The 20,781-nt window shown below is 72.2% G+C and carries 21 protein-coding genes and 1 pseudogene; 8 read left to right on the top strand and 14 right to left on the bottom strand.

Going from position 1 to position 20,781, the window contains the following annotated elements; all coding sequences use genetic code 11:
- Positions 1 to 6: 6 nt before the first annotated feature.
- The 3 genes from ACFV9M_RS15150 to ACFV9M_RS15140 all read right to left on the bottom strand — a co-directional run bounded on the left by ACFV9M_RS15150 (position 7) and on the right by ACFV9M_RS15140 (position 3,415).
- Complete coding sequence (locus ACFV9M_RS15150) at positions 7 to 984, bottom strand: carbohydrate ABC transporter permease (RefSeq protein ID WP_385102445.1); 978 nt, start codon at positions 982 to 984, stop codon at positions 7 to 9.
- Positions 981 to 2,333, bottom strand: coding sequence for an ABC transporter substrate-binding protein (locus tag ACFV9M_RS15145; protein WP_385079535.1), 1,353 nt, complete (start codon positions 2,331 to 2,333; stop codon positions 981 to 983). The genes ACFV9M_RS15150 and ACFV9M_RS15145 overlap by 4 nt, the downstream gene beginning before the upstream one ends.
- 332 nt (positions 2,334 to 2,665) lie before the next feature.
- The gene (locus tag ACFV9M_RS15140) at positions 2,666 to 3,415 is read right to left on the bottom strand and encodes an NADPH-dependent F420 reductase (protein WP_385079533.1); all 750 of its coding nucleotides are present in this window, start codon (positions 3,413 to 3,415) and stop codon (positions 2,666 to 2,668) included.
- A 75-nt stretch (positions 3,416 to 3,490) separates the two neighbouring features.
- Between ACFV9M_RS15140 and ACFV9M_RS15135 the strand changes: the two genes are divergently transcribed.
- Positions 3,491 to 3,871 (top strand): winged helix-turn-helix transcriptional regulator, encoded by a 381-nt coding sequence (locus tag ACFV9M_RS15135; RefSeq protein WP_385079530.1) that lies wholly within the window; start codon positions 3,491 to 3,493, stop codon positions 3,869 to 3,871.
- 127 nt (positions 3,872 to 3,998) lie between these two features.
- Here the strand turns inward: ACFV9M_RS15135 and ACFV9M_RS15130 are convergent, their stop codons facing one another.
- Positions 3,999 to 4,862 (bottom strand): SDR family oxidoreductase, encoded by an 864-nt coding sequence (locus tag ACFV9M_RS15130; RefSeq protein ID WP_385079527.1) that lies wholly within the window; start codon positions 4,860 to 4,862, stop codon positions 3,999 to 4,001.
- Between the two features lie 210 nt (positions 4,863 to 5,072).
- On the opposite strand from ACFV9M_RS15130, the gene ACFV9M_RS15125 reads away from it, so the two are divergent.
- Entirely contained in the window at positions 5,073 to 5,759 is a 687-nt protein-coding gene (locus tag ACFV9M_RS15125) for a TetR/AcrR family transcriptional regulator (RefSeq protein WP_385079525.1), read from the top strand.
- 68 nt (positions 5,760 to 5,827) lie between these two features.
- On the opposite strand, the gene ACFV9M_RS15120 is transcribed toward ACFV9M_RS15125, so the two are convergent.
- The gene (locus ACFV9M_RS15120; protein WP_385079522.1) at positions 5,828 to 6,199 is read right to left on the bottom strand and encodes a hypothetical protein; all 372 of its coding nucleotides are present in this window, start codon (positions 6,197 to 6,199) and stop codon (positions 5,828 to 5,830) included.
- Between the two features lie 335 nt (positions 6,200 to 6,534).
- Here ACFV9M_RS15120 and ACFV9M_RS15115 point away from each other — a divergent pair, with 335 nt between their 5' ends.
- Positions 6,535 to 7,704, top strand: coding sequence for a type III polyketide synthase (locus tag ACFV9M_RS15115; protein ID WP_385079519.1), 1,170 nt, complete (start codon positions 6,535 to 6,537; stop codon positions 7,702 to 7,704).
- Between the two features lie 178 nt (positions 7,705 to 7,882).
- Here ACFV9M_RS15115 and ACFV9M_RS15110 read toward each other — a convergent pair whose 3' ends face one another.
- Positions 7,883 to 8,539 (bottom strand): TetR/AcrR family transcriptional regulator, encoded by a 657-nt coding sequence (locus tag ACFV9M_RS15110; protein ID WP_385069499.1) that lies wholly within the window; start codon positions 8,537 to 8,539, stop codon positions 7,883 to 7,885.
- Positions 8,540 to 8,890: 351 nt separating this feature from the next.
- Between ACFV9M_RS15110 and ACFV9M_RS15105 the strand changes: the two genes are divergently transcribed.
- Complete coding sequence (locus ACFV9M_RS15105) at positions 8,891 to 9,325, top strand: hypothetical protein (RefSeq protein WP_385069501.1); 435 nt, start codon at positions 8,891 to 8,893, stop codon at positions 9,323 to 9,325.
- Here the strand turns inward: ACFV9M_RS15105 and ACFV9M_RS15100 are convergent.
- On the bottom strand, positions 9,312 to 9,662 hold the full coding sequence (locus ACFV9M_RS15100; protein ID WP_385069502.1) for a DUF4132 domain-containing protein: 351 nt from the start codon (positions 9,660 to 9,662) through the stop codon (positions 9,312 to 9,314). The two genes, ACFV9M_RS15105 and ACFV9M_RS15100, sit on opposite strands and share 14 nt — an antisense overlap.
- 491 nt (positions 9,663 to 10,153) lie before the next feature.
- Here ACFV9M_RS15100 and ACFV9M_RS15095 point away from each other — a divergent pair, with 491 nt between their 5' ends.
- A complete protein-coding gene (locus ACFV9M_RS15095; RefSeq protein ID WP_385069504.1) occupies positions 10,154 to 10,852 on the top strand; it encodes a CAP domain-containing protein in 699 nt (232 codons plus the stop codon).
- A 51-nt stretch (positions 10,853 to 10,903) separates the two neighbouring features.
- On the opposite strand, the gene ACFV9M_RS15090 is transcribed toward ACFV9M_RS15095, so the two are convergent.
- The 3 genes from ACFV9M_RS15090 to ACFV9M_RS15080 form a co-directional block, all read right to left on the bottom strand.
- Positions 10,904 to 11,689 (bottom strand): enoyl-CoA hydratase/isomerase family protein, encoded by a 786-nt coding sequence (locus tag ACFV9M_RS15090; protein ID WP_385069506.1) that lies wholly within the window; start codon positions 11,687 to 11,689, stop codon positions 10,904 to 10,906.
- The gene (locus tag ACFV9M_RS15085; protein ID WP_385069508.1) at positions 11,686 to 13,074 is read right to left on the bottom strand and encodes a CaiB/BaiF CoA transferase family protein; all 1,389 of its coding nucleotides are present in this window, start codon (positions 13,072 to 13,074) and stop codon (positions 11,686 to 11,688) included. Before ACFV9M_RS15085 ends, ACFV9M_RS15090 begins: the two co-directional genes overlap by 4 nt.
- A 74-nt stretch (positions 13,075 to 13,148) precedes the next feature.
- Positions 13,149 to 14,744 carry a bifunctional 3-(3-hydroxy-phenyl)propionate/3-hydroxycinnamic acid hydroxylase gene (locus tag ACFV9M_RS15080; protein ID WP_385069510.1) on the bottom strand — a complete coding sequence of 532 codons (1,596 nt, stop codon included), beginning with the start codon at positions 14,742 to 14,744 and terminating at the stop codon, positions 13,149 to 13,151.
- Positions 14,745 to 15,224: 480 nt separating this feature from the next.
- Between ACFV9M_RS15080 and ACFV9M_RS15075 the strand changes: the two genes are divergently transcribed.
- Positions 15,225 to 15,743: an MFS transporter gene (locus ACFV9M_RS15075; protein ID WP_385069512.1), complete on the top strand. Its 519-nt coding sequence runs from the start codon at positions 15,225 to 15,227 to the stop codon at positions 15,741 to 15,743.
- Positions 15,744 to 15,819: 76 nt separating this feature from the next.
- Here ACFV9M_RS15075 and ACFV9M_RS15070 read toward each other — a convergent pair whose 3' ends face one another.
- The 4 genes from ACFV9M_RS15070 to ACFV9M_RS15055 all read right to left on the bottom strand — a co-directional run bounded on the left by ACFV9M_RS15070 (position 15,820) and on the right by ACFV9M_RS15055 (position 19,233).
- Positions 15,820 to 16,566, bottom strand: coding sequence for an IclR family transcriptional regulator (locus ACFV9M_RS15070; RefSeq protein ID WP_385069514.1), 747 nt, complete (start codon positions 16,564 to 16,566; stop codon positions 15,820 to 15,822).
- The gene (locus ACFV9M_RS15065) at positions 16,563 to 16,976 is read right to left on the bottom strand and encodes a nuclear transport factor 2 family protein (protein WP_385069516.1); all 414 of its coding nucleotides are present in this window, start codon (positions 16,974 to 16,976) and stop codon (positions 16,563 to 16,565) included. Before ACFV9M_RS15065 ends, ACFV9M_RS15070 begins: the two co-directional genes overlap by 4 nt.
- Entirely contained in the window at positions 16,973 to 18,223 is a 1,251-nt protein-coding gene (locus ACFV9M_RS15060) for a DUF3500 domain-containing protein (RefSeq protein WP_385069518.1), read from the bottom strand. The genes ACFV9M_RS15065 and ACFV9M_RS15060 overlap by 4 nt, the downstream gene beginning before the upstream one ends.
- A gap of 284 nt (positions 18,224 to 18,507) precedes the next feature.
- Positions 18,508 to 19,233: a FadR/GntR family transcriptional regulator gene (locus ACFV9M_RS15055; RefSeq protein WP_385069519.1), complete on the bottom strand. Its 726-nt coding sequence runs from the start codon at positions 19,231 to 19,233 to the stop codon at positions 18,508 to 18,510.
- Between the two features lie 101 nt (positions 19,234 to 19,334).
- On the opposite strand from ACFV9M_RS15055, the gene ACFV9M_RS15050 reads away from it, so the two are divergent.
- Both ACFV9M_RS15050 and ACFV9M_RS15045 read left to right on the top strand, forming a co-directional pair.
- Positions 19,335 to 20,213, top strand: a complete 879-nt coding sequence (locus tag ACFV9M_RS15050) for a fumarylacetoacetate hydrolase family protein (RefSeq protein WP_385069521.1) — start codon at positions 19,335 to 19,337, stop codon at positions 20,211 to 20,213.
- 265 nt (positions 20,214 to 20,478) lie between these two features.
- Positions 20,479 to 20,766: pseudogene (locus ACFV9M_RS15045) on the top strand (MFS transporter); the annotation flags it as partial.
- Positions 20,767 to 20,781: the final 15 nt, after the last annotated feature.

Raw genomic sequence — 20,781 nt, 5'->3', positions numbered from 1 at the left:
CGGGTGTCAGTACTGGACGGCGTCACGGCGCATGACCCGCCGGATGAGGACGACGAGGACACCGACGAGGGCGAGCATCACCACGGCGCTCGCGGAGGCGGAGCCGTAGCGGGGGACGCCGCCGGAGGCGAAGGCCTCGCCGTAGGTGTAGAGGGCGGTGTTCCACACGCCGGTGTCGGGCATCTGCCCGGCGGCGCCGGCGAAGGCGTAGATGAACTCGAACACCTTGACCGCGGAGATCGTCCACAGCACCGCGCACACCCCGACCACGTCCCACATCAGCGGCAGGGTGACGTGCCGGAACTTCTGCGGCGCGTTGGCGCCGGCCAGCTCGCAGTCCTCGTACAGCTCCGGCGGGATCTGGTCGACCGCGGCCATCAGGATGGTGGTGTAGAAGCCGGTCGACGTCCACACCAGGCCGATCATGATGACGGAGAAGAGATGTTCCTGCCCCAGCCAGTTGGGCGGGTCGTCGACGCCCGCCAGCCGGGCGACGGCGTCGACCAGGCCGTCGCTCTGGAACAGGAATCCCCACAGGATCGCCAGGACGACGCTGGGCACGATGTTGGGGAAGAACAGGATGGACCGGGCCGCCTTGCGGCCCTTCATGTCGCGCAGGAACATGGTCAGCCCGAAGGAGACCAGGAAGGTCAGCCCGCCCACGCCGAGGATGATCCACAAGGTGTTGGCGAAGGCGTGGTGGAACGTCGGGTCCTGGAGCAGCCGGCGGTAGTTGTCCAGGCCGACGAAGGACATCGGGCCCGCGCCGGCCCATTCGTTCAGGCTCAGCCAGAGCGTGTAGAGCGAGGGGCCGGCGAAGAAGACGACGTAGACCGCGGCGGCCGGCAGCAGCAGCGGCCAGAACAGTTTCCGGCGGCGCGCGGCCAGCGGGCTGGGCCGGGCGCCGGCCCGGCCGGCGTCGGCCGGCCGGCCGGGGCGGGAGCGGGCGGCCGCGCCGACGCGGGCGGTGTCGGTGGCGGTCACGACGCCGTCTCCCAGTAGCCGGCGGAGTCGTGCGCGAGCTCGGCGGCGAAGGCCTTCGCGGTGAGACGGCCGGTGATGAAGCCGGTGTTCAGCGGCAGGAACACCTTGGTGTACCAGTCGGCCGCGGTCTCCTTCACACCGTCCAGCGTCTTGACGACCTCGCGCGACTCCAGCGCTTTCTGCGCGTCGGCGAGTTCGGCGGGGGCGGTGATGTCGGAGCGCGGGGTGAGGTTCTTGGCCTTCGAGGCGATGCCCTGGAGGTGCTCGCGGGCGAGGAAGTAGGCGATGAACTTCTGGGCTGCGGCCGCGTTCCTCGCCTTCTTCGGGATGGAGAAGCCGATGAGGGAGATGTCCTGGGAGGTGTCGCCGCCGTCGGTGAACGCGGGGAACGGGAAGGACCGGTAGGCGAAGCCCGACGGCGCGAACGCGGCGGTCTCGCTGGGCGCGAAGGTCCCCAGCAGCAGGAAGTCCGACTTGCCCTTGGCCCATTTCTGCTGCACGGCGGGCCACTTGGAGCCGTCGTAGCCCTCGGTGAAGCCCTTCGCGGAGACGAGGTCCTCGACGCGGCGCAGCGCGTCGACGAACCCGTCCGCCTTCAGCAGCGCCCCGCTCCTGTCCTTGGCGGCCTTGCCGAAGGCGCCGGGACCCAGGCCGCGCAGGACGGCGTAGTACGTCCAGTAGGCGGCGTAGTCGGGGATGTCCGCGTCGAGGGCGAGCGGGCCGTCGCCGCGCTCGCCACGCCGGGCGGCCAGCAGGTCGGTGAACTCCGCCCAGGTGGCGGGTGGTTGCGAGACGACGTCGGGCAGGGCATGGCCGTCGAACCACAGCTGGGTGGTCAGCACCTCGTAGGGGATCTGCCACAGCGTCTTGTCCGCGGTGTTGAGATCGGTGTACTTGGCCGGGATCACGCTGCCGACGGTGGCGCCCGACTCGCCCGGTATCGGCAGGTCCAGCACGGGAGTGAGGTCCAGGGCCTGTCCGGTGGCGTGCAGCTGGGCGTAGGCGAAGCGGTCGGCGGAGTCGACGAGGTCGGCCGGCACGTTCGCGGTGTTCAGGGTGGGCGCGAGCTGCTGGACGACCTGCCGGCCCTTCCACTGCACGGTCACCTTGACGCCGGTGTCGCGGGTGAACTGTTCGACGGCCGCCTGGAGGACGGTGGCCTGGGGCTCGTTCTGCTTCCACATCGACCAGTAGGTGAAGGAGGAGTCCCCGTCGCCGCCGACCGCGGATCCCGTGCCGCACGCCGTGGCCAGCCCGGCCGTGGTGGCGAGGGCCGCGGCGAGTACGGCGCGACGGGAGAGGGGGCGGCCGTGCTCTCCGGCGACCGCCGGTGTTCTGGCTGAGAACATGCGTGCGCTCCTGTGGTGGTGGCCTGAATCGGGAGGTGGGGGGAGAGGAAGTAGCCAAATGATTGGGCGCGCTTCATAGGGGAGTCAACGGCCCTTTGACGTAATGAATTACGTATGACTCGGCATTCACCCGGAGTATTTCCCGCTGGTTACGCGCCTCTTACGCGATTCATCTGCCAGTCATATGGCCTGAGCGGTTGACTCGGCGGGGTGCTCGCCTCAATGATGCGGAGCGTCGACGTGGCCGGATCCCCGCAGACGAAAGCGGCGCCCCCGCCCCTTGGAGGAACGGAAACGCCGTTGTCCTGTCTCTCGAACCGGCCCGCCGGTGGTCAGCCGTGGTAGGTGGCGCAGCCGTTGCCGTCCGGGGCGTCGGCGCGCTCGGTGTGCGAGTGGACGCCGGCGCGGGCGCCGGCGGGCTTGCTCTCCCGGTGGCCGGGGCCGGCCGCGTAGGCCAGCGGCGGGGCGATCGCCTGGGCGTCCGCTCCCTCGCCGACCCACAGCCCGATGAACAGCGCGGCGGTCGCCTCCAGGAGTCCCGCCCGTTCCAGTCCGCCGCCGGCGACGGGTTCGCAGCCCGTGTCGCGAACCAGCTCGGCTGCGCGTGCGAGGGCCGTCTCGTCGTCCCCGCAGACCGGCACGGCCAGGGGCCTGCCGCCGAAGACGGGTGGCCGCATGCGCCAGACGTCCTCGTGGCAGAGGTTGAAAGCCTTGACCACATGGGCTCCCGGTGCCGCCGCGGCCAGTTGCCGCGCCGCCGAGGGGCCTCCTTCCGTCAGCAGCCGGAAGCCCGGCCCGACCGGGTTCGAGCAGTCGAGCAGTACCTTGCCCTCCAGGTCCGCGCGCAGTTCCCGTGCCACGTCCGCGCCCGCCCCGAAGGGCAGCGCCGCCAGCACCACCTCCTGACCGGACCCGGCCGCCGAGCGCAGACCGGCGGGCTTCGCGCCGGCTCCGATGCGCGTCGCGAGCCGCTCCGCCTTGCGTGCGTCCCGTCCCCCGATGGTCACCTCGTGGCCGGCCCGTACCCAGTGAGTGGCGAGCGCGTCGGCCATGTTGCCCGTGCCCAGTACGCCGATCCTCATCCGACGTTCCCCTTTCCGCGTCTGTGTCGAGCGTTCACACCGACGTTAGGGGGCCGTTCGGGCACCATTCGGTACGTGACGACCGACGCCTTCCTCGCCGACTGCCGTGCCCGCCTCGCCTTCGACCTGTTCTCCCACACCTGGAACCCCGTGGTGCTCCGGGCGCTGCGCGACGGCCCCCGGCGCCCGGTCGAACTGCGGGAGGGGATCGGGGGCATCAGCTCCAAGGTCCTCACCGAGACACTGCGGCGGCTGGAGTTCAACGGACTGGTCGACCGCCGGCGAGACCCGGACGCGCCGTCACGGGTGGAGTATCGGCTCACCGCTCTGGGGCGGACCTTGCTGGCGCCCGTCGAAGCCGTCGGCGCGTGGGCCTTCGCCCACGGCGACGAGGTCATGGCCGCCCAGGAAGCAGCGTGCACTCCCGCCCCGCAGTCCCCTCCCGCTGCTTGCTAGTGCTCGCGGGCTTCTACCCAGTGCTCGCGGGCTTCTACGGCGGGCCGGGTTCGTTCGACCGCCGTCGCTGTGCCTGGCGGGTCGCGCCGCGCGGGTGCCGACCCGCCAGGACCCGGCGACGGCCGGTTCACCGGGAGCGTGCGACGGCCTCCAGGACCTCGTGGACGGTCTTCGCGGGGCGGCCGATGGTGGCTTCCAGTGTGGGGTCGGTGACGTCGAACTCGCCCTCGCGCGACGCGGCGAACATCGTCAAGGCGAACTCCGCGGCCGCCCGCGGCATCCCGCCGGCGACCGCTGCGGCCGTCCACTCGTCGTCGTCCACGACGACTCGGGCGATGGTCCGGCCGGTGACGCGGCTGAGGATGTCGGCGACGTCGGCGAAGTCCAGCGTGTGGGGGGCTGTCAGCGGCGGCGTGATCCCTTCGAGTGCTCCCTCCTCCGTCAGGGCGAGGGCCGCGACTTCTGCCAGGTCCTCGTGGGCCGTCCAGGACACCGGGCCGTCCTGCGGCACGGCGAGCGTGCCCGTCTCCAGCGCCGCGCCGATGTAGGCGTCCAAGGTGGAGGCGTAGAACCCGTTGCGGAGGGCGGTGTAGGGGACTCCTTGCCGCTCGAGGTGCTCCTCGGTGGCCGCGTGGACCTTCTGCGGCGGGAAGAGCGACGTGGGAGAGGCGGCCTGGTGGCTGGTGTACACGATGCGTTGGGCGCCCGCTTCCCGTGCGGCGTCGACGGCGGCGCTGTTGGCGGTCAACGCGCCGCCACCCCGGATGGCCGCGGAGACGACCAGGACGCGCTCGGCACCTTCGAAGGCGTGTTTCAGACTGTCGGGTTCGGTGAAGTCTCCCGCCCGGACCCGGACGCCGCGCTCGGCGAACTCGGCGGCCCTGCTCACATCGCGCACACTGACGCCGATGCTGTCGGCCGGCACCCGCTCCAGCAGGCGGTCGACGATCAGCGACCCTAGGCGGCCGGTGGCTCCCGTGATGATCAGCACTGAGGGCTCCATCCCATGTTGTTTCCAGTGGAACGGAAATTACAGTACCAGTGATATTTCCGTTGATTGCAAACCTTGCGTCCGTCCGAGGGCTGACCGGCGGCCGTCAGGCATGGTCAGGGGCTTCGAGTCGATCGGACCACGGACCACGAAGGGATCGTGATATCGCCGATAACATCGCTGTCACATGTGAGCGATACCATCGACGCCATGGCATCGAACACGCAGCGGCGAGACATCACCCGGGACCGCATCGTGAAGGCCGCGGCTGACCTGCTGCGTGAGCAAGGGCCGGCCGCGGTCACCACGCGCCGCGTGGCCCACGAGGCCGGGCTGCAGCCTCCTGCCCTGTACCGCTTCTTCCAGGACAAGGACGACCTGCTGAATGCCGCGGCAGAGCACGTCTTCGCCGAACACGTGGCGAGCAAGGAGACCACCGCGCCCTCCGGCGACCCTGTGGAAGACCTCCGCGCCGGCTGGGACACGCAGATCAGCTTCGGGCTGGCCAATCCGTACGTCTACGGCCTGTTGCTCGACCCGGCCCGCGCACGCGACACCCCGGCACAGGCCAAGGGCGTGCTGATCCTCGCCGAGCGAGTGCACAGGATCGCCGCCGCCGGGCGGCTTCGGGTGAGCGAGGAACGCGCCGTCAACCTCATCCGCTCAGCGGGTGTCGGAACCGTCCACACCCTGCTGACCCTGCCACCGGAGCAGAGCGACCCGCACCTGGCCGACGCCGCCTTCGACGCGATCGCTCGCGCCATCCTCGCGGATGAGCCCGCTGTCCCCACCCAGGACCAGGCGGCCGTCGTTGCGGCCTTCCGCACCCTCGTGCCCGAACTGCCCGGTCTCAGCAGAACTGAGGCCGCGCTCCTCGACGAGTGGCTGCAACGCTGATCCATCGGCGAAGGTTCGACCACCACCTCCGGGAACCAGGCCGAGGCACACACTGTTCCGTGCCCCATTCACGGAACTGCGGACAGAGCCCGGTTCGACGAGCGTGAACACCGCGCGTACTCCGAAGCCCAGTTGGCGCCGCCGGCGCTGTCGATGGCGACGTCGGTGTCGCGGACCGTCTCGGCGACGTCCTGGGTGCGGTGGTCGACGAGTTCATCGGCGCCGAGCGTGTGCGGCAGGTCGTGCTCGGCGGCGCGGGCGGTGCCGATCGCATCGACGGTGCGGCCACCGGCACGGTGCCGAGATGGTCGCGCCGGGCCCGTGGTCCGGTCGGGGGAGGGCGGCGGTGGTCGGCGCGATGTGCGGGCGCAGTGTCGCCCGGATTCGGTGCGGGCGCCACCGGTGGGGTGGCAAAGACCGCCGCCGGATCCCGGATTCACCCGTTCGGTCCGTCCCGGTTCACCCCCGCCGGGGGAAGTGGCTTTCACTCGTAGGGAGGAAGGAGGCCCACCGGCAGGCATCGCCGTGCATGCCGACGCTCAGCAGGAGACAGCAGTCCTCTCCCTCTCCACGGCACGGCCACTGCTCGTCCCGTCGTACGGAGGCGGCCAGGTCCCCTCACGTGGTCGCCATCAGCCCCTACCGATCACCGGCCTCCCCCCGAGGACGCCGGTCCCCGTGCGCGCGCATCGAGGCCGTCGGTCACGCAGACCCGCGCTGACCAGGGAAAACGGTCCATCGCGTGCCTGTCCGGCAGAGTGAAAGGTTCCGTCCCATGCCCGTTCTGTGCCGTCCCGCCGTCAACGTCCCCGAGCACGTCATCACCGCGGAGCAGACGCTCGCCCTGGCAGAGCGTCAGCACGCCGACCACGACCAGCTCGCCCTCGTGCTCAGGCTCATCCGCAACACCGGGGTGAGCAAACGCCACATCATCCAGCCCATCGAGCAGACCCTGCTCCACCCCGGCTTCGAGGAACGCAACCACACCTACGAGGTGCAGGCCAAACAGCGGGTGCCCGCCGTCGTACGGCAGGCCCTGGACAACGCCGAGCTGGTACCGGACGAGATCGACGCCATCATCTACGTCTCCTGCACCGGCTTCATGATGCCGTCGCTGACCGCCTGGCTCATCAACCGCATGGGCTTCCGTCCGGACACCCGGCAACTGCCCATAGCCCAACTGGGCTGTGCGGCCGGCGGCGCGGCGATCAACCGGGCCCACGACTTCTGTGTCGCCCACCCCGGCAAGAACGTCCTCATCGTCTCCTGCGAGTTCTGCTCCCTGTGCTACCAGCCGACCGACCTGGACGTCGGATCGCTGCTGTCCGACGGGCTGTTCGGCGACGCGGTCGCGGCGGCGGTCGTACGCGGCGAGGGCGGCCGGGGGCTGGGCCTGGAGCGCAACGCGTCCTACCTGATCCCCCACACCGAAGAGTGGATCTCCTACGCCGTCAAGCCGACCGGGTTCCACTTCCGGCTCGACAAGCGCGTCCCGACCACCATGGAACCCCTCGCCCCGGTCCTGCGTGATCTCGCCGCCGCACACGGCTGGGACGCCTCACGCCTCGGCTTCTACATCATTCACGCGGGCGGCCCCCGCATCCTCGACGACCTGTGCCGTTTCCTGGGCGTCGAACCGCAGGCCTTCCGCCACAGCAGGGCCACGCTCACCCAGTACGGGAACATCGCCAGCGCCGTCGTCCTGGACGCCCTCGGCCGCCTGTTCGAGGAAGGCGGAGTCCCGGACGGAACGCCCGGCATCATCGCCGGCTTCGGCCCCGGCATCACCGCCGAGATGGCCGTGGGCCGGTGGGCCGACGCACCGGTGCCGGAGCTCGCGGCCCGCTACGCGACCGGGCGGCTGACCGCCGCGATGCCGGCGGCCAGGCGGGTCGGGCCGAGGGCGCCGCAGACGGTCGGCCGCTGGCCCGTGCCCCAGGCGTGACGGGGCGCCGGCCGTGATCCGCGCATGGCCTCCGTTCCGCTGAGGCGGCGGATCCACCGGCCGCCGGGGCCCGGTCCCGACCACCACCGTCTTCCGGCAGCGGCCGTCCCCACCCACCCGGCCCGCCGCATCGGCGGGCCGGGCCTGCGTTCCGCACCACCGAGCGACTGCTCGCGCGTCAACCGCCGAGTGCCCGCTCGGCGCGCATCCGGTCCGTGCGGGGCGGGCCGCCGGGCAGGAGGTCGGCCTGGGGTGCGGGAAGGCCGTACAGGGAGTACAGGCGACGGCGGATCGCCTCGGCCGGGTACTGGTCGCCGTAGACGGCGGTCTTGAAGATCACGCCTTCCAGGACGCTGCGCAGCAGCACCTCCTCGACCGCCGGGTCCTCGGCCCCGCGGGCGGCGAACAGCGCGCGCAGTCCGTCCTCCAGGGCCACCACCCGTTCCTCCTTGCGGGACTCGGCCGCCGCGAACAGGGGATGCGTGGCCGGGTTGATCACCAGGCTGAGCGTGATCCGCTGGACGGGAACCGTGGCGACCGCCAGGGCCATGACCCCGTCGATGATCGCCGCCAGACGCTCGTCGGGCGTGCCGGTCACCTCCACGAGCGCGGAGACCCCGTCCAGGTAGCGGTCGAGCAACTCGTCCACCAGGTTCCGCTTGCCGGGGAAGTAGTACGTGAGCAGACCGCGGGAGACGCCGGCCCGGGTGGTGATCTCCGAGATGGTGGCGTCGTGGTACCCCTTCTCGGCGAAGACCTCCAGGGCCGCCGCGAGGATCCTCTCCCGCGACTGCGCCCGCAGTTCCTCGTTGGCCTCCGCCGACCGTGGCGACACGTGCCACCCCACTCCCGCTCGTTCCTGGTCCCGCGCCGGACTGGTCCAACCCGGCGCGCGACCATTGTCGCCGTCTCTCCCCGACACCCCGTCACCGGTCCGGTATCCGGCCCGCCCGACCTGCGCTCACGGTCGTACGGGCGGCGGTTCACCGGTCGTTCGGGACGGCCCAACTCCGTTGCCGCGCAAGGCGATCGGGATTCGGTGTTTTGGTTGGCTAGCTGTACAGTCAACGCGGGTTCCAGCCGCCTCGCGGTCAGCGCGGGCCATGCTGCCCACGGCTGCCCGGTGCCGTACGGGTGTCGGCACCGGGAGTCGTCTTTCGGTTCACGAGGAGGAGTGCACACAGTGGTGAGCAAGGAACAGCTCAAGGCGGACATCCACGCGGCCTTCGACGCCGCCGTGCCCGACGGCGCGGGCTACACCAAGGTCTACGCCTCGGACATGAAGGAGCGGAACTTCGTCGTCTACCGCAGCACCACGGTCTACAACTACGCCGTGGGCTTCAGACCGGGCAGCACCGAACTCGTCATCGTCCCGGTCGACGAGGACAACGGCCGGGTCTCGGCGGGCGCACCGGTCGTCATCACCGACGCCAACCGCGGTGCCGTGAAGAAGCGCGATCTCCAGGGCCGTTTCCACATCTCGACGACGGACGGCCGGAAGTTCCGCCTGTCCGTCATCCCGTCGGTTCCGAAGATCACCGCCGGCTTCTACCAGCTGCCGGTGGACCAGAAGGCCGAGTACGAGGCCTTCCAGGAGGTCAGGAACCTCATCTGCGCCTGACGGCGGACGCCCTCGCCGGGCGGCATACGCGGCCGTCCGGCGTGAGAAGGCCGGCCGGGTGGGGAAGCCCCGCGGTCCAGGCGCCCTCGTCCGCTGCGTACTCCCGGACCAGGGAGCGGACGAGGGCGCCGGTGAGGGGGTGGTCGCGGTAGTGGCGGGCCCATTCGGCGTGCGGCCACCGGCGGTTCTCGTCCCTCGGCGCGTACGGACGGCGGCGCCCGGCGCTCAGGGTCTCCTCGATGCCGCGGGCCAACCGCCTGGTCACGTCGACACGGCCCCGGAGCCGCTCCGCCCGGCCGTTGCCGGGCTCCAGCAGGTCTTCCACGCGTTCAGCCATGTCGTGATCTCCGCAGGGACCACTGACGGGCCCTCGACCGTGCGCGGCACCGGCGAACGCGCCCGAACGGGAATGGTTGCAGTGATGTGCAGTGACATCCGTCACGCAGCCTTCTCGTATCAACGTTGTCCGGTAGTACATGGCGCCTGGGCGACATAGGCGGATGTGGGCTAGTGAAACAGACAAACGGCGCACGGTCCGCGACGGTGGGGGCCCGATCCGGATCCTTCACGCCGCCCGCCCGCCGCGGGCGATCTGCTGGCGGAGTGTCAGGCGGTGTCGCCGTCGCGGTGAGGTGGGCCAGCACACCTGTGTGCCGGATTCAAGGGGCTGGGGAGACTACGAGGGCAGGTAGTAGCGACCTTCGTTGCCGCTCGCTCACACAGGTTCAACAATGACGGCCCCGGACGGCGTCACCGCAGGTCAGGCCCAGCATCCATGCAGTGCCGAGCCTCCCGGGGGCGCCAGGAGACGACCGAGCGAGGGACCGTATGAGCAAGCACCGCAGGAAGACGAGCCACCGCCACATAGCCATCGCCGCCGTCGCGCTCGGCGCGTTGGCGATACCGTCCGCCGCCATGGCGTGTCTGGGCGACCCGAGCGCCGAGGGTACGCAGAGCGCCGAGTCCGCCGGGCAGGGGAAGAACTGGACGAACGCGTCCTGGGAGCAGCGGTCGACGTCCGACGACCCGACCGCACAGCCGTCGGCGTCCGCGTCCGCGGCGGCCACCGCCCCGGCCTCGACGGCAGCGGCCGACCCCGCCGCGACCGCCGCCGCCTCCGCGAGCACCTCCGACGCGGCGGCCACGGCGTCCGACGCGGTGACCCGCGTCGTGGCCCTCGTCAACAGTGAGCGCGGCAAGGCCGGTTGCTCCCCGCTGACGCTGAACGCGAAGCTCACGAAGGCCGCCCAGGACCACAGCGCGGACATGGCGCTCCACAGCAACATGTCGCACACCGGTTCCGACGGCTCCGATGCCGCGGAGCGCCTCACGCGCGCCGGCTACAGCTGGAGTTCCTACGGCGAGAACGTCGCCTACGGATACTCCAGCGCCGAAGAGGTCATGGCGGGCTGGATGTCCAGCCCCGGCCACAAGCGCAACATCCTGAACTGCGATTTCAAGGAGATCGGCGTCGGCCTCGCGCAGCCCGGCAACTACTGGACACAGGACTTCGGCTCGGCCCGCTGACCGCCCGGCCCGCTGACCGTTCGTCCGTGACCGTCCGTCCGTGACCGCCCGTCACCGCTGCCCGTCGCTGTCGGCTCCCGCCATGCGCGACAGGAACCGGGTGAGACCCGACTGCATGCCGGCGTAGTCGGCGCTCGGGCCGGCCGGGACCTTGAACACATGGTCGCGGACCGGTTCGAGCACCTGGTCCAGGGAACGCTTGGCGGCACGGATCGCGGCGGGAGGATGGTCCGTGATCGCCGCGAGCAGGTGGTCGGTGGCGGTGCGCAGTTCCGCCGAGGGCACGCTGAGCGTGGCCAGCCCCATGCCGACCGCCTCCGCACCGCCCACCAGACGTCCGGTGTAGAGCAGGTCCCGCGCCCGGGCCGGACCGGTCAGGAGTGCCAGCCGCGCCGCGAAGGCGGGGGGCACCAGGATGCCCCAGCGCGCGATGGGCATGCCGATGCGCGCCTCGTCCGCGACGACACGGAGGTCGCACACACAGGCCAGTTGGCAGCCGGCGCCGACGGCCGCCCCGGACACCTGTGCGATGGCGGGCACGGGCAGGCGCTCGACGGCGCGGAAGGCCTCCTCCATGGCGGCGAAGGCGTCGTCGATCTGCTCGGGGTCGGCGCCGAGCCACTCGCGCATGTCGGATCCGGCGCTGAAGGTCGCCGTCCCGCCCCCGGTGACGACCACCGCGCCGAGGGAAGGGTCCTGGCACAGGCCGTCGAGGAGTTCGGTGAGGGCCCGCCAGTCGCCCACGCCGAGCGCGTTGGCACGCCGGCCGTCGCCCACCCGGATGGTCGCCACGGGCCCTTCGCGCCGCAGGCCGACGCGCGCGCTGCCGGCGGTCATCGGACGGCTCCGGCGGCGCGCAGCGCGGCGATCTCGGCAGGGGCGTATCCGTTCTCGGCGAGTACGTCGTCGGTGTGCTGACCCAGCAGCGGTGCGGCGGTCCGCAGATGGACCGGGGTGTCACTGAGCTTGAGGGGCGAGCCGACCGTGCGCAGCCGGCCGAGGGTGGGATGGTCCAGCTCGGCGACCATCGAGCGGGCCCCCGCCTGCGGGCCGGCCAGTGCCTCGGCGACGGTGGCGATCGGTGCGCAGGGCACGCCCGCCGCCTCCAGCAGCTTGGCCCACTCCTCCCGGCCGCGCCGCTGGAGGGCGGCCTCGAGCAGCGGCACGAGCTGGTCCCGGTTGCGGACCCGGTCGGGATTCGTGGCGAACCGCGGGTCGTCGGCCAGGTCGGCGCACCCCACCGTCTCGGCGAACAGCCGCCACAGCTTGTCGTTGCCCGCGGCGACCATGAGGTGTCCGTCGGCGGTGGGCAGCGCCTGGTACGGCACGATCGTGGGGTGGGCCGAGCCGTGCGGGCGGGGCGGCTGCCCGGTGGCGAACCAGCCCTGGGCGACGTAGGTGAGCCAGGCGAGCTGCCCGTCCAGCAGCGAGACGTCCACGAGCTGTCCCCGCCCGGTGCTCCGACGTGCCTGGAGCGCCGCGAGGATGCCGATGACGGCCCACATGCCCGCGCCGATGTCCGCGGTGGCCACCCCCGGCCGGACCGGCGACTGCCCCGGCTCACCGGTGATGCTCATCATGCCGCTCTGCGCCTGGGCGATGGCGTCGTAGCCGGGCTGGGACGCCCACGGCCCGGTCTGGCCGTAGCCCGAGACCGACGCGTACACCAGGCGGGGGTTGCGCGCGGCCAGTTCCTGATAGCCCAGGCCGAGGCGTTCGGCGGTGCCGGGGCGGAAGTTCTCGACCAGCACGTCCGCCTGGTCGGCCAGACGGAGTGCCACCGCCAGGCCTTCGGGGGACTTGAGGTCCAGGGCGATTCCGCGCTTGTTCCGGTTGGCGGAGAGGAAGTAGGCGGCCTGGTCGCCCTGGAAGGGCGGACCCCACTGGCGGGTGTCGTCACCGGTCCGGGTGTTCTCGACCTTGATCACATCGGCTCCGAGGTCGGCGAGGACCATGGTGGCCAGCGGGCCCGACAGGATGCGCGACAGGTCGAGCACCCGGATGCCCGCCAGCGCGCCGGACCGCGTCAGGTCGTCTTCGTCGCCGTGCGCCGCCGTGCCGTCGTCGTGCCGGGGTATGTCGTCGTCGTGCCGGGACATGCCGTCGCCGTGCGCCGTCATGCCGTGCTCGTCGCCGTGCGCCGTCAAGCCGTCGTCGTGCGCCGTCGTGCCGTCGTCGTGCCGCGTCATGTCGTTGTCGTGCGAGGGGGCGGAGGAGGACATGGTGGAAGAGCCCTTCGTGCGCGTGCTGGTGATGCGGTACGTGCCGTGCGGAGCCGGGAAGAGCCGGCGGACGGTCAGTGGGCGGGCAGCGGCTGGGGCGCGGCCAGGCGGTCGACGAAACCGGCGGCGAGGTCCGCCGCCCGACCGGCGGCACCGGTGCCGTAGACGTGGAAGTCGGGCCGGATGAGGACCACGTCCGCCGACAGGTCGTCGAGCCAGGAGGCGTAGGTGCCGTCCACGTCCTCCACCACGCTCACATCGGCGTCCCCGACGCCGTGGAGGGCGACACGGCTGACGCCGAGCCGGTCGAGACGGCGGTGGAGGTCCTGGGGGAGCGCGGTGAGCGACGCGGCGTGACGCGCGACGAGGGCCGCCGGCCCGTCGAAGGCGTCGTCGAACATCACCGGGGCCCCGAGGCCCAGCCGGACACGGCCCTGGCGGGCGAGCGACCCCCCGGCCGGGCCCTCGTGGAGGCCGGGGCCGAGACCGGGGCGGGGCGGCGCCGGCGGTTTCATGCCCATGTTCCAGTCGGCGGTCATACGGGCGTCCCGTGCCGCGGCCGCCTCCGGGTCGGTGAGACAGATGATCCGGCCGAGTTCCATGGAGAACTCCACGAACGCCCGGGCGTGCCGGAGGCGTTCGGAGCCGTAGGTGTCGAGGATCCGTTCACCGGCCAGGCCGCGCAGGACGGCGTCGAGCTTCCAGCCGAGGTTCATCGCGTCGCGGGCGCCCGCGCCGAGTCCCTGCCCGGCGAAGGGCGGCATCAGATGGGCGGCGTCCCCGGCGAGCAGCACGCGGCCGGCCCGCCAGTCGGTGGCCCAGCAGGCCTGGAAGGTGTAGACGGAGTGCCGTTCGAGCTCGGCCGTGGCCGGGGTCAGACCGTACGGCGCCAGCAGCTTCCAGGCGGTCTCGGCGCTGTTGAGCGACTCCCGGCTCTCCTCGGGCAGCCGCATGAACTCCCAGCGGCGCCGTCCGGGGCCGCCCGGCACCATCGTCGAGGGCCGGCGGGCGTCGCAGCTCTGCGCCGCGATGTGGGGGAAGCGCACCTCGGGGCGGGGCTTCACGTCGACGACCAGCCAGTCGTAGAAGTAGCCCTCGTCGTGCCAGTCGAGGCCGGCCCACCGGCGCACCCTGCTGTTGGCGCCGTCCGCGCCCACGAGCCACGCCGACCTCACCGTGCGTTCCGTGTCCGAGGTGCCGCCGCGCACCGTGAGCGTGACGGCGTCGGCGTCCTGCTCCAGGGCGACGGCCTCCCAGCCGCGGCGCACGGTGACGTTCGGCATCCGGGCGATCAGGGTGTCGAACGCGTCCTCCAGCGACGGCTGGTGGAAGAAGTAGGTGTTGTACCAGCCGGACTCGCCCCGCCCGCTCCAGTCCACCTCGACCAGGGTCCGGCCCTCGCCGTCGCGCCACACGTACATGTCGTCGTAGGGCTGGGTGATGGCGGGAACGGTGTCGGGCGACAGGCCCACGGACTGCAGGATGCGGGCGAAGTCCGAGCAGTGGGTCACCGCGCGGGGCAGTGGGTAGCCGGCGGTGTTGCGGTCGACGACGAGGACCTGGTGGCCGCGCCGGCCCAGGTGGATGGCGAGCAGCTTGCCCACCGGGCCGAAGCCGACGATCGTGACGTCGACGGCCGGAGGGAACGCGTCTTCTTCGACAGCGTGCACTGCGGTCTCCGTTCTGTGGCGCGTCCGGGACGGACGGCGGCTGCTGCGGGAGTGAGCCGGCTGCGGAGCCGGGAACACCGCCGGGACGGTGGCCCTCCGCGCGGGGCCGCGGCCGCGGCGGGGGCTGCGGCAGCGACCGCGGCAGGGGTGGGCGGACACGGCGTGTGGGCGGAGCGCGGCTCGACTTCCGCCGTACGCCCCGGCAGGGGCCGTGCGGCGGGGACCGGTCTCCAGTGCGGCTCCGGAGACCTTCTGCGTCCCGCGGAAGACGCTACGGAAGCAGCCGGGGGGTGTGTCCCGCTTCTGTCCCGGAATCCGGGACAGAAGCGGGACGCGCGTACCCCCCGCTCCCCAGCATGTCGGCACCTTGGAGCGCCACCGGCGCCCGAACATCTGGAGAGCCGCATGCATGTCCCTGCGTCAACCGGATCCCAGTCCGAGGCGGAGACCCGATCGCACCCCACGATCGTGGCGCTCTGCATGATCATCACGGTGATCGAGGGCTTCAACCTCATCGTCTTCGGATCCGTCGTCCCACTGCTGCTCAAGGACGCGTCCCTGGGCATCACCGACGCGCAGACCGGCCTCGTCGGCGGACTGGTGTACATCGGCGCGATCGGCGGTTCGCTGCTGGCACCGGTGATCGCCGAACGGGCCGGCCGCAAACACGTACTGGTCCTCGCGATCGCCCTGTTCGCGGTCGGGGCGACCCTGACCGCAGCCTCCGTCGGGGTGGCGATGCTGGCGGCGGCCCGCTTCCTCACCGGCGCCGGGGTGGGCTGCGCCCTGACCACGGCGATGACCCTCGCCCGCAACCACGCGGCCGCCCGGCACGCCTCGCTGGTCGTCACCATCACGATGGCCGGCATTCCGCTGGGCGGGGTCGCGGCGTCCCTGCTGGCCGTCCCGGTCCTGCCGGCCCTCGGCTGGCGGCCGATGTTCCTGGTGGGCGCCGCCGCCGCCCGTGGTGCGGTGCCGGCGGCACCGAACGGCGTGTGACGGCATGCGGACGAGGCTGGGGGCGCACCCCCAGCCTCATCCGCCGTACGGCCGACCCACGCGGGGCGTCCCGGGATCAGGTCACCTTGCACTGCCGCAGGGCGAGGCGGGTGTCCACGAGCGGATTGAGCCGCCTCAGACTCTCCACGGCCAGCGGGGCCTTGGCCCGGAACCGATGGGTGGGCATGACGACGGCGACGGCCTGGAGGGCTCCGGTGGGACCGGTCATGCCCGTGGCGAGGGCGCAGATCCCCACGTCGTGCTCCTCCAGGTCGACCGCCACGCCCGACCGGCGCACCGCGGCCAGGGCGTCCAGCACGGCGTCGCGGTCGGTCACCGTGCGGTCGGTGAACCGCTTCAGCCGCTCGGGGAGGACCTGGACCACCCGGGTGTCGGGAAGCTGCGCGAGCAGGGCCATCCCGATGCAACTGGCGTGCAGGGAGAAGCTCTTGCCGACCTGGGTGACGCCCCTGAGGCGTTCCGGGGACGCGATCTGGTCGACGACCACCACCTCCCGTCCGCTGAAGACGGCCAGTTCGACGTTCTCACCCACCTCACGGGCCACCGCGGCCAGTTGGGTGCGGTTGGCGGCCAGCAGCCCCAGATGCGCGTTCATGCCGAACTTCAGCAGACCGGGGCCCAGGATGTAGCCGGGGCGCTCCGGCGCGGCCACGACGTACAGCTCGTGCTCCAGCGCCTGGATCGCCCGGTGCACCGCCGAGCGGGGGATCCCGGTCCGGGTGGCCAGGTCCGTCAGGGTGAGCGGCCACCGGCTCTCCGCGATCGCGTCGAGCACGGTGGTCGCCCGGCCGATGTCCGTCACCCGCCGTCCTCCGTCCACGTCCGGGTGACGGTCAGGGAACGCACCGTCCAGTCCGTCTCCGAGACGAGCAGGGTGTACGCGCCGAGCGTGTGCACCCTGGGCGACGGATCCAGCAGCCACCTCGTGTAATGGGCCCGCGCCTCCCAGGTTCCCGTGGCGTCCTGGTTTGGCAGCACCACGAGGTTCGAGACGTCGTGCCGGTGACCGCCGGGGAAGTCCCACAGCCGGCTGAAGAACGCCTCGGCGTCGGCGGGGGTGTCGAAGCCGTCCGAGGGGAACCGGACACGCGCCCCGCCCAGCACGCGTACCGCGGCGTCGACGTCCTTGCGGTCCGCGGCCTCGGTGTAGGTGTGCAGGACGTTGGCCACCTCGTGCCGTGCCGTCGCGGCCGCCGCCCGTGTCCCGGTCACCGGTGCCCTCCCCGCTGCCACTGCCGGACCCAGGCCCGGCCGTAGTCGTTGCCGTGCGGCGTCCGCAGCACGGTGTGGACGTGGAACGGCTGGGGGGAGTCGTAGTCGAGGAACACGCCGCAGTGGTGGTCGAGTTCGGCGATGATCACCGGCGACTGGACGCGGTAGTAGAACACGTCGTCGGGGCCGTGGCCGCCGATCCAGCAGAACCACGTCTCGTCCAGGTGGGCGCGCACCTCCCGGAGCCGGGCGGCGCGGGGACCGGCCGGCAGGGGTCGCACGAACTCCTCCACGACGGCCATGACCGCCTCCCGCGCCCGAGGGGGCATGTCGGGCACCCGTACCCCCTCGAAGGGGATGACCCGGTTGTCCTGGAAGGCGCCGGCGAGATGCCGTTCGTCGCCGGGGTGCACCCGGCCCTCGGGCATCGCCGGGTCGACCATGCGCGCGTAGACGGTGGCGGCGCGCCGCTGCTGCGGGGGAAGGGCGGCCATGACCTGCCGGCCGAGCGTGATCCGTTCGGTGAAGGCGGTGGTCCCGGCGTGCGGGCCGGCGTCGATCTCGTTGGGCTCCGCGCCGAGGAAGACCGGCCCGAGCGTCATGCGTCCGTCCACGACGAGGCAGTTGACGGCGCAGTGGTGGCCGTACAGCTGCCAGCCCCACGCGCCGCGCGGGTCGGGCTCGCCGTAGAGGGCGAAGTTGTAGCTGAACTCGTTGAGGATGCCTTCCAGGCCGACGACCTCCCCGAGGAAGCCGTTGATCCGCATCATCGTGCGGACCTCGTCGTACCCTTCCGGGCTGAGGGACGCCTCGACGAGGGCGAGCGCCGCGCGGCGCACCTCGGACGGCTGGAACTCCAGGCGCAGCCCGGTGTCGAACTGCATGAACTCGGGATTGGCCCAGGTCTGCCACTCCACGGCGTCCACCGGATGGGAGATCCTGGCCCGGCCCTCCTCGTCCAGCGCGCCCAGCAGCTCCCGCGCGGCGGCGACCATGGCGGCGGTGGGAGCTTCCTCACCCGGGCTCGCCGGGACGAGGGGATGGACGTCCGGGCGCGGGGTGCCGTCCTCGGTGACGCCCACGAAGTCGTTGCGGTACAGCGGTGTCCAGCCGCGGATCAGCTCGCCCGTGAACGTGCCCTCGGCCCGGGCGAGCTCACGGTAGGTGTAGGCGTCCACGCCCTTGAGATCGGCGATGCGCGGGTGGTCCGGGGGGTAGAGGTACCTGCGGAATGCGGCGGATGACATGAGGCGTCCCTCTCATGCGGTGGTGCTCGGCTCAGGCTGATGTGCGGTGGCGCTGGGCTCAGGCTGATGTGCGGTGGTGCTGGGCTCCGGCCGGTGTGCGGTGGTGCTCGGCTCCGGCTCCGGCCGGTGTGCGGTGGTGCTCGGCTCCGGCTGACGTGCGGTGTGCGGTGGTGCTCGGCTCCGGCTGACGTGCGGTGTGCGGTGGTGCTCGGCTCCGGCTGACGTGCGGTGTGCGGTGTGCGGTGTCCGGTGGTGATCGGACCCGGTGTGGGCCGGCCGACTGCCTACGTGGTGGTGTTGTGCCGGGCCACGGCGGCTCGTACGGCGGTTTCGTCGCCCGCGGCGATGGCCTCGACGAGGTCCGCGTGCACCTGGCACCGCTCGGCCCGGTAACGTCCCGACGCCTCGGGGTCGTCGTCGAACCGGGACGAGGCGGAGCTGAGGTGCCCCAGCGTCCCCGCGTACACGGCCGCGGCCATGCGGTTGGGGCAGATGCGGGCGATGCGTTCGTGCAGGGCCCAGTTGGCCCGCATGAACGTGTCCCAGTCCGGTGCGGCACGCAGCCGCTCCACGTGCTCGCGCAGTTCGGCCACGTCCGTCTCGGTGCGGCAGCGCGCGGCGCCCACGTCGACGAGCACCTCCAGGTGGTCGCGCAGTTCGATGGCGTCGGCGACGGTGGCCGGCTCGTCCTGGACGTCGAGCAGCGTGTGCCGCAGGCGCACCACCGGGCCGCGGTCGGCGACGAAGAGTCCGCCGCCCCGCCCGGGACGGATGTCCAGGACCCCGCGGTCCCGCAGCACCCGCACCGCCTCGCTGACCGTGGAGTAGGCGTAGCCGGTCTCCTCCCGCAGGGACTCCAGCGTCCCCACGGCGTCCCCGGCCCGCAGGCCGAGGGACCTGATCCGGTCGTCTAGGGCGGCGGCCAGCTGCTCGGCGCGGGTGCGCCCGGGGGAGGCGGCGCCGAGGCCGGAGAGCACCGCGCCCCCCGGCGCCGAGCGCCGCGGTCGCATGTCTTGTCCGTCGGCTGGTTCCTGAGGCATAGTCGCCATCGAAGCACAAACCTCCGAACCTTTAAAGGGTTTTGGGGTTTCCTCCGGACTGGGAGCTGCGCATGCGCATAGTGGGTATCCGGCGTCAGGGAACCGGGGCGGAGGTGGCCGAACTCTCCCCCGACGGACGCGAGGTCACGGTGCTGGCCCCGCTGGAGGAGTTCTGGGCGGACCCGTCCGGTCATCTCGCCCGCGGTGGCGGGGGACCCGCGCTCGCGGCGTCGTCGGTGACGTTCGTCCCTCCGGTACGGCCGGACGCCCGGGTCGTCTGCGTCGGCCTGAACTACCTCAAGCACGTCGCCGAGGGAACCTTCCGCGACCAGGAACCGCCACCGCACCCGACGCTCTTCGCCCGCTGGACCCAGTCGCTCACCGTCGACGGCGCCGAGGTCCCCGTCCCGGCCGGCGAGGACGGGCTGGACTGGGAGGCCGAAGTCGTCGCGTGGATCGGCGCCCCGCTCGTGGACGCCACCGCCGAGGAGGCACTGGCCGCCGTCGTCGGCTACTCCACCTTCAACGACCTCACCTCGCGGCGGGCCCAGAAGCTCACCTCCCAGTGGATCCTCGGCAAGAACGGCGACAACTCCGGCCCGCTCGGCCCCATGGTCCCCGCGGCGGAAGTGGGTGACCTGCGGGACGGACTGCGCGTCGTGACCCGCGTCAACGGCGAGGTCGTGCAGGACGGCCGCACCGACGAGATGGTGTACGGCGTCGGCGACACCCTCGCCCACATCTCCCGTACGTTCACGCTGCGCCCCGGCGATCTGCTGGCCACCGGAACCCCCTCCGGTGTCGGCTACGCCCGGACGCCCCCGTGGCTGCTGGCACCGGGCGACGTCGTGGAGGTGGAGGTGGAACGCCTCGGCCGGCTGCGCAACACCGTGGTCTCCAACGAGGCACGCCGCTCGGCCGTGCGCGCCTTCCCCGCCCCGGCCCTCTGAGGCGCACGCCCGGGGCGGGGCGCGGCCGCCGTGCCGTCCCGGCCCCCGGAGCGCAGGTCCGCCGCCCGCCCCGCGCGGGACCTCGGCACCAGCACCACGTCGGCGACACCACCTCCCGAAGGGGACCGCCTCGGTCCCCGCCGCGTCGTGGCGGGTGCCTTCCTGGCGGGCGGCGCCGGGCTGCTGGTGATCAGCCGGGGCCCGGCCATGTGGCTGCTGTACCTGTGCCTGCTGGTGTGCGGCCTCGGACTGCTCGGCGTCCAGGCCCCTCGTCAACGCCTACCTCATCGACCGCATGCCGGCCGATCTGCGTACGCCGGCGATGGGCTGGGCGCTGTCCGTCGGCAGGCTCGGCGCCATCGCCGGCCCCTCCCTCGGCGGCCGGCTCCTGGAGTCCGGGCTGGGCCTGGAACGGAACTTCTACGTCTTCGCCGCTGTCGGGGCCCTGGGCGCGCTGGCCGCCCTCTGCGTCCCGCACCGGCACACCGACCATCCGCGCATCCGGCCGCACGCCGCACCCGCGCTCACGCTCCGCCCCGACTCGGGGGCCTGACCCGCCCGGCCCGCC

The sequence above is a fragment of the Streptomyces sp. NPDC059895 genome, assembly GCF_042731035.1.
GTDB lineage: Bacteria > Actinomycetota > Actinomycetes > Streptomycetales > Streptomycetaceae > Streptomyces.
Note: the sequence above shows the minus strand (reverse complement) of the source record. Positions and strands in the feature narration are given on the sequence as shown.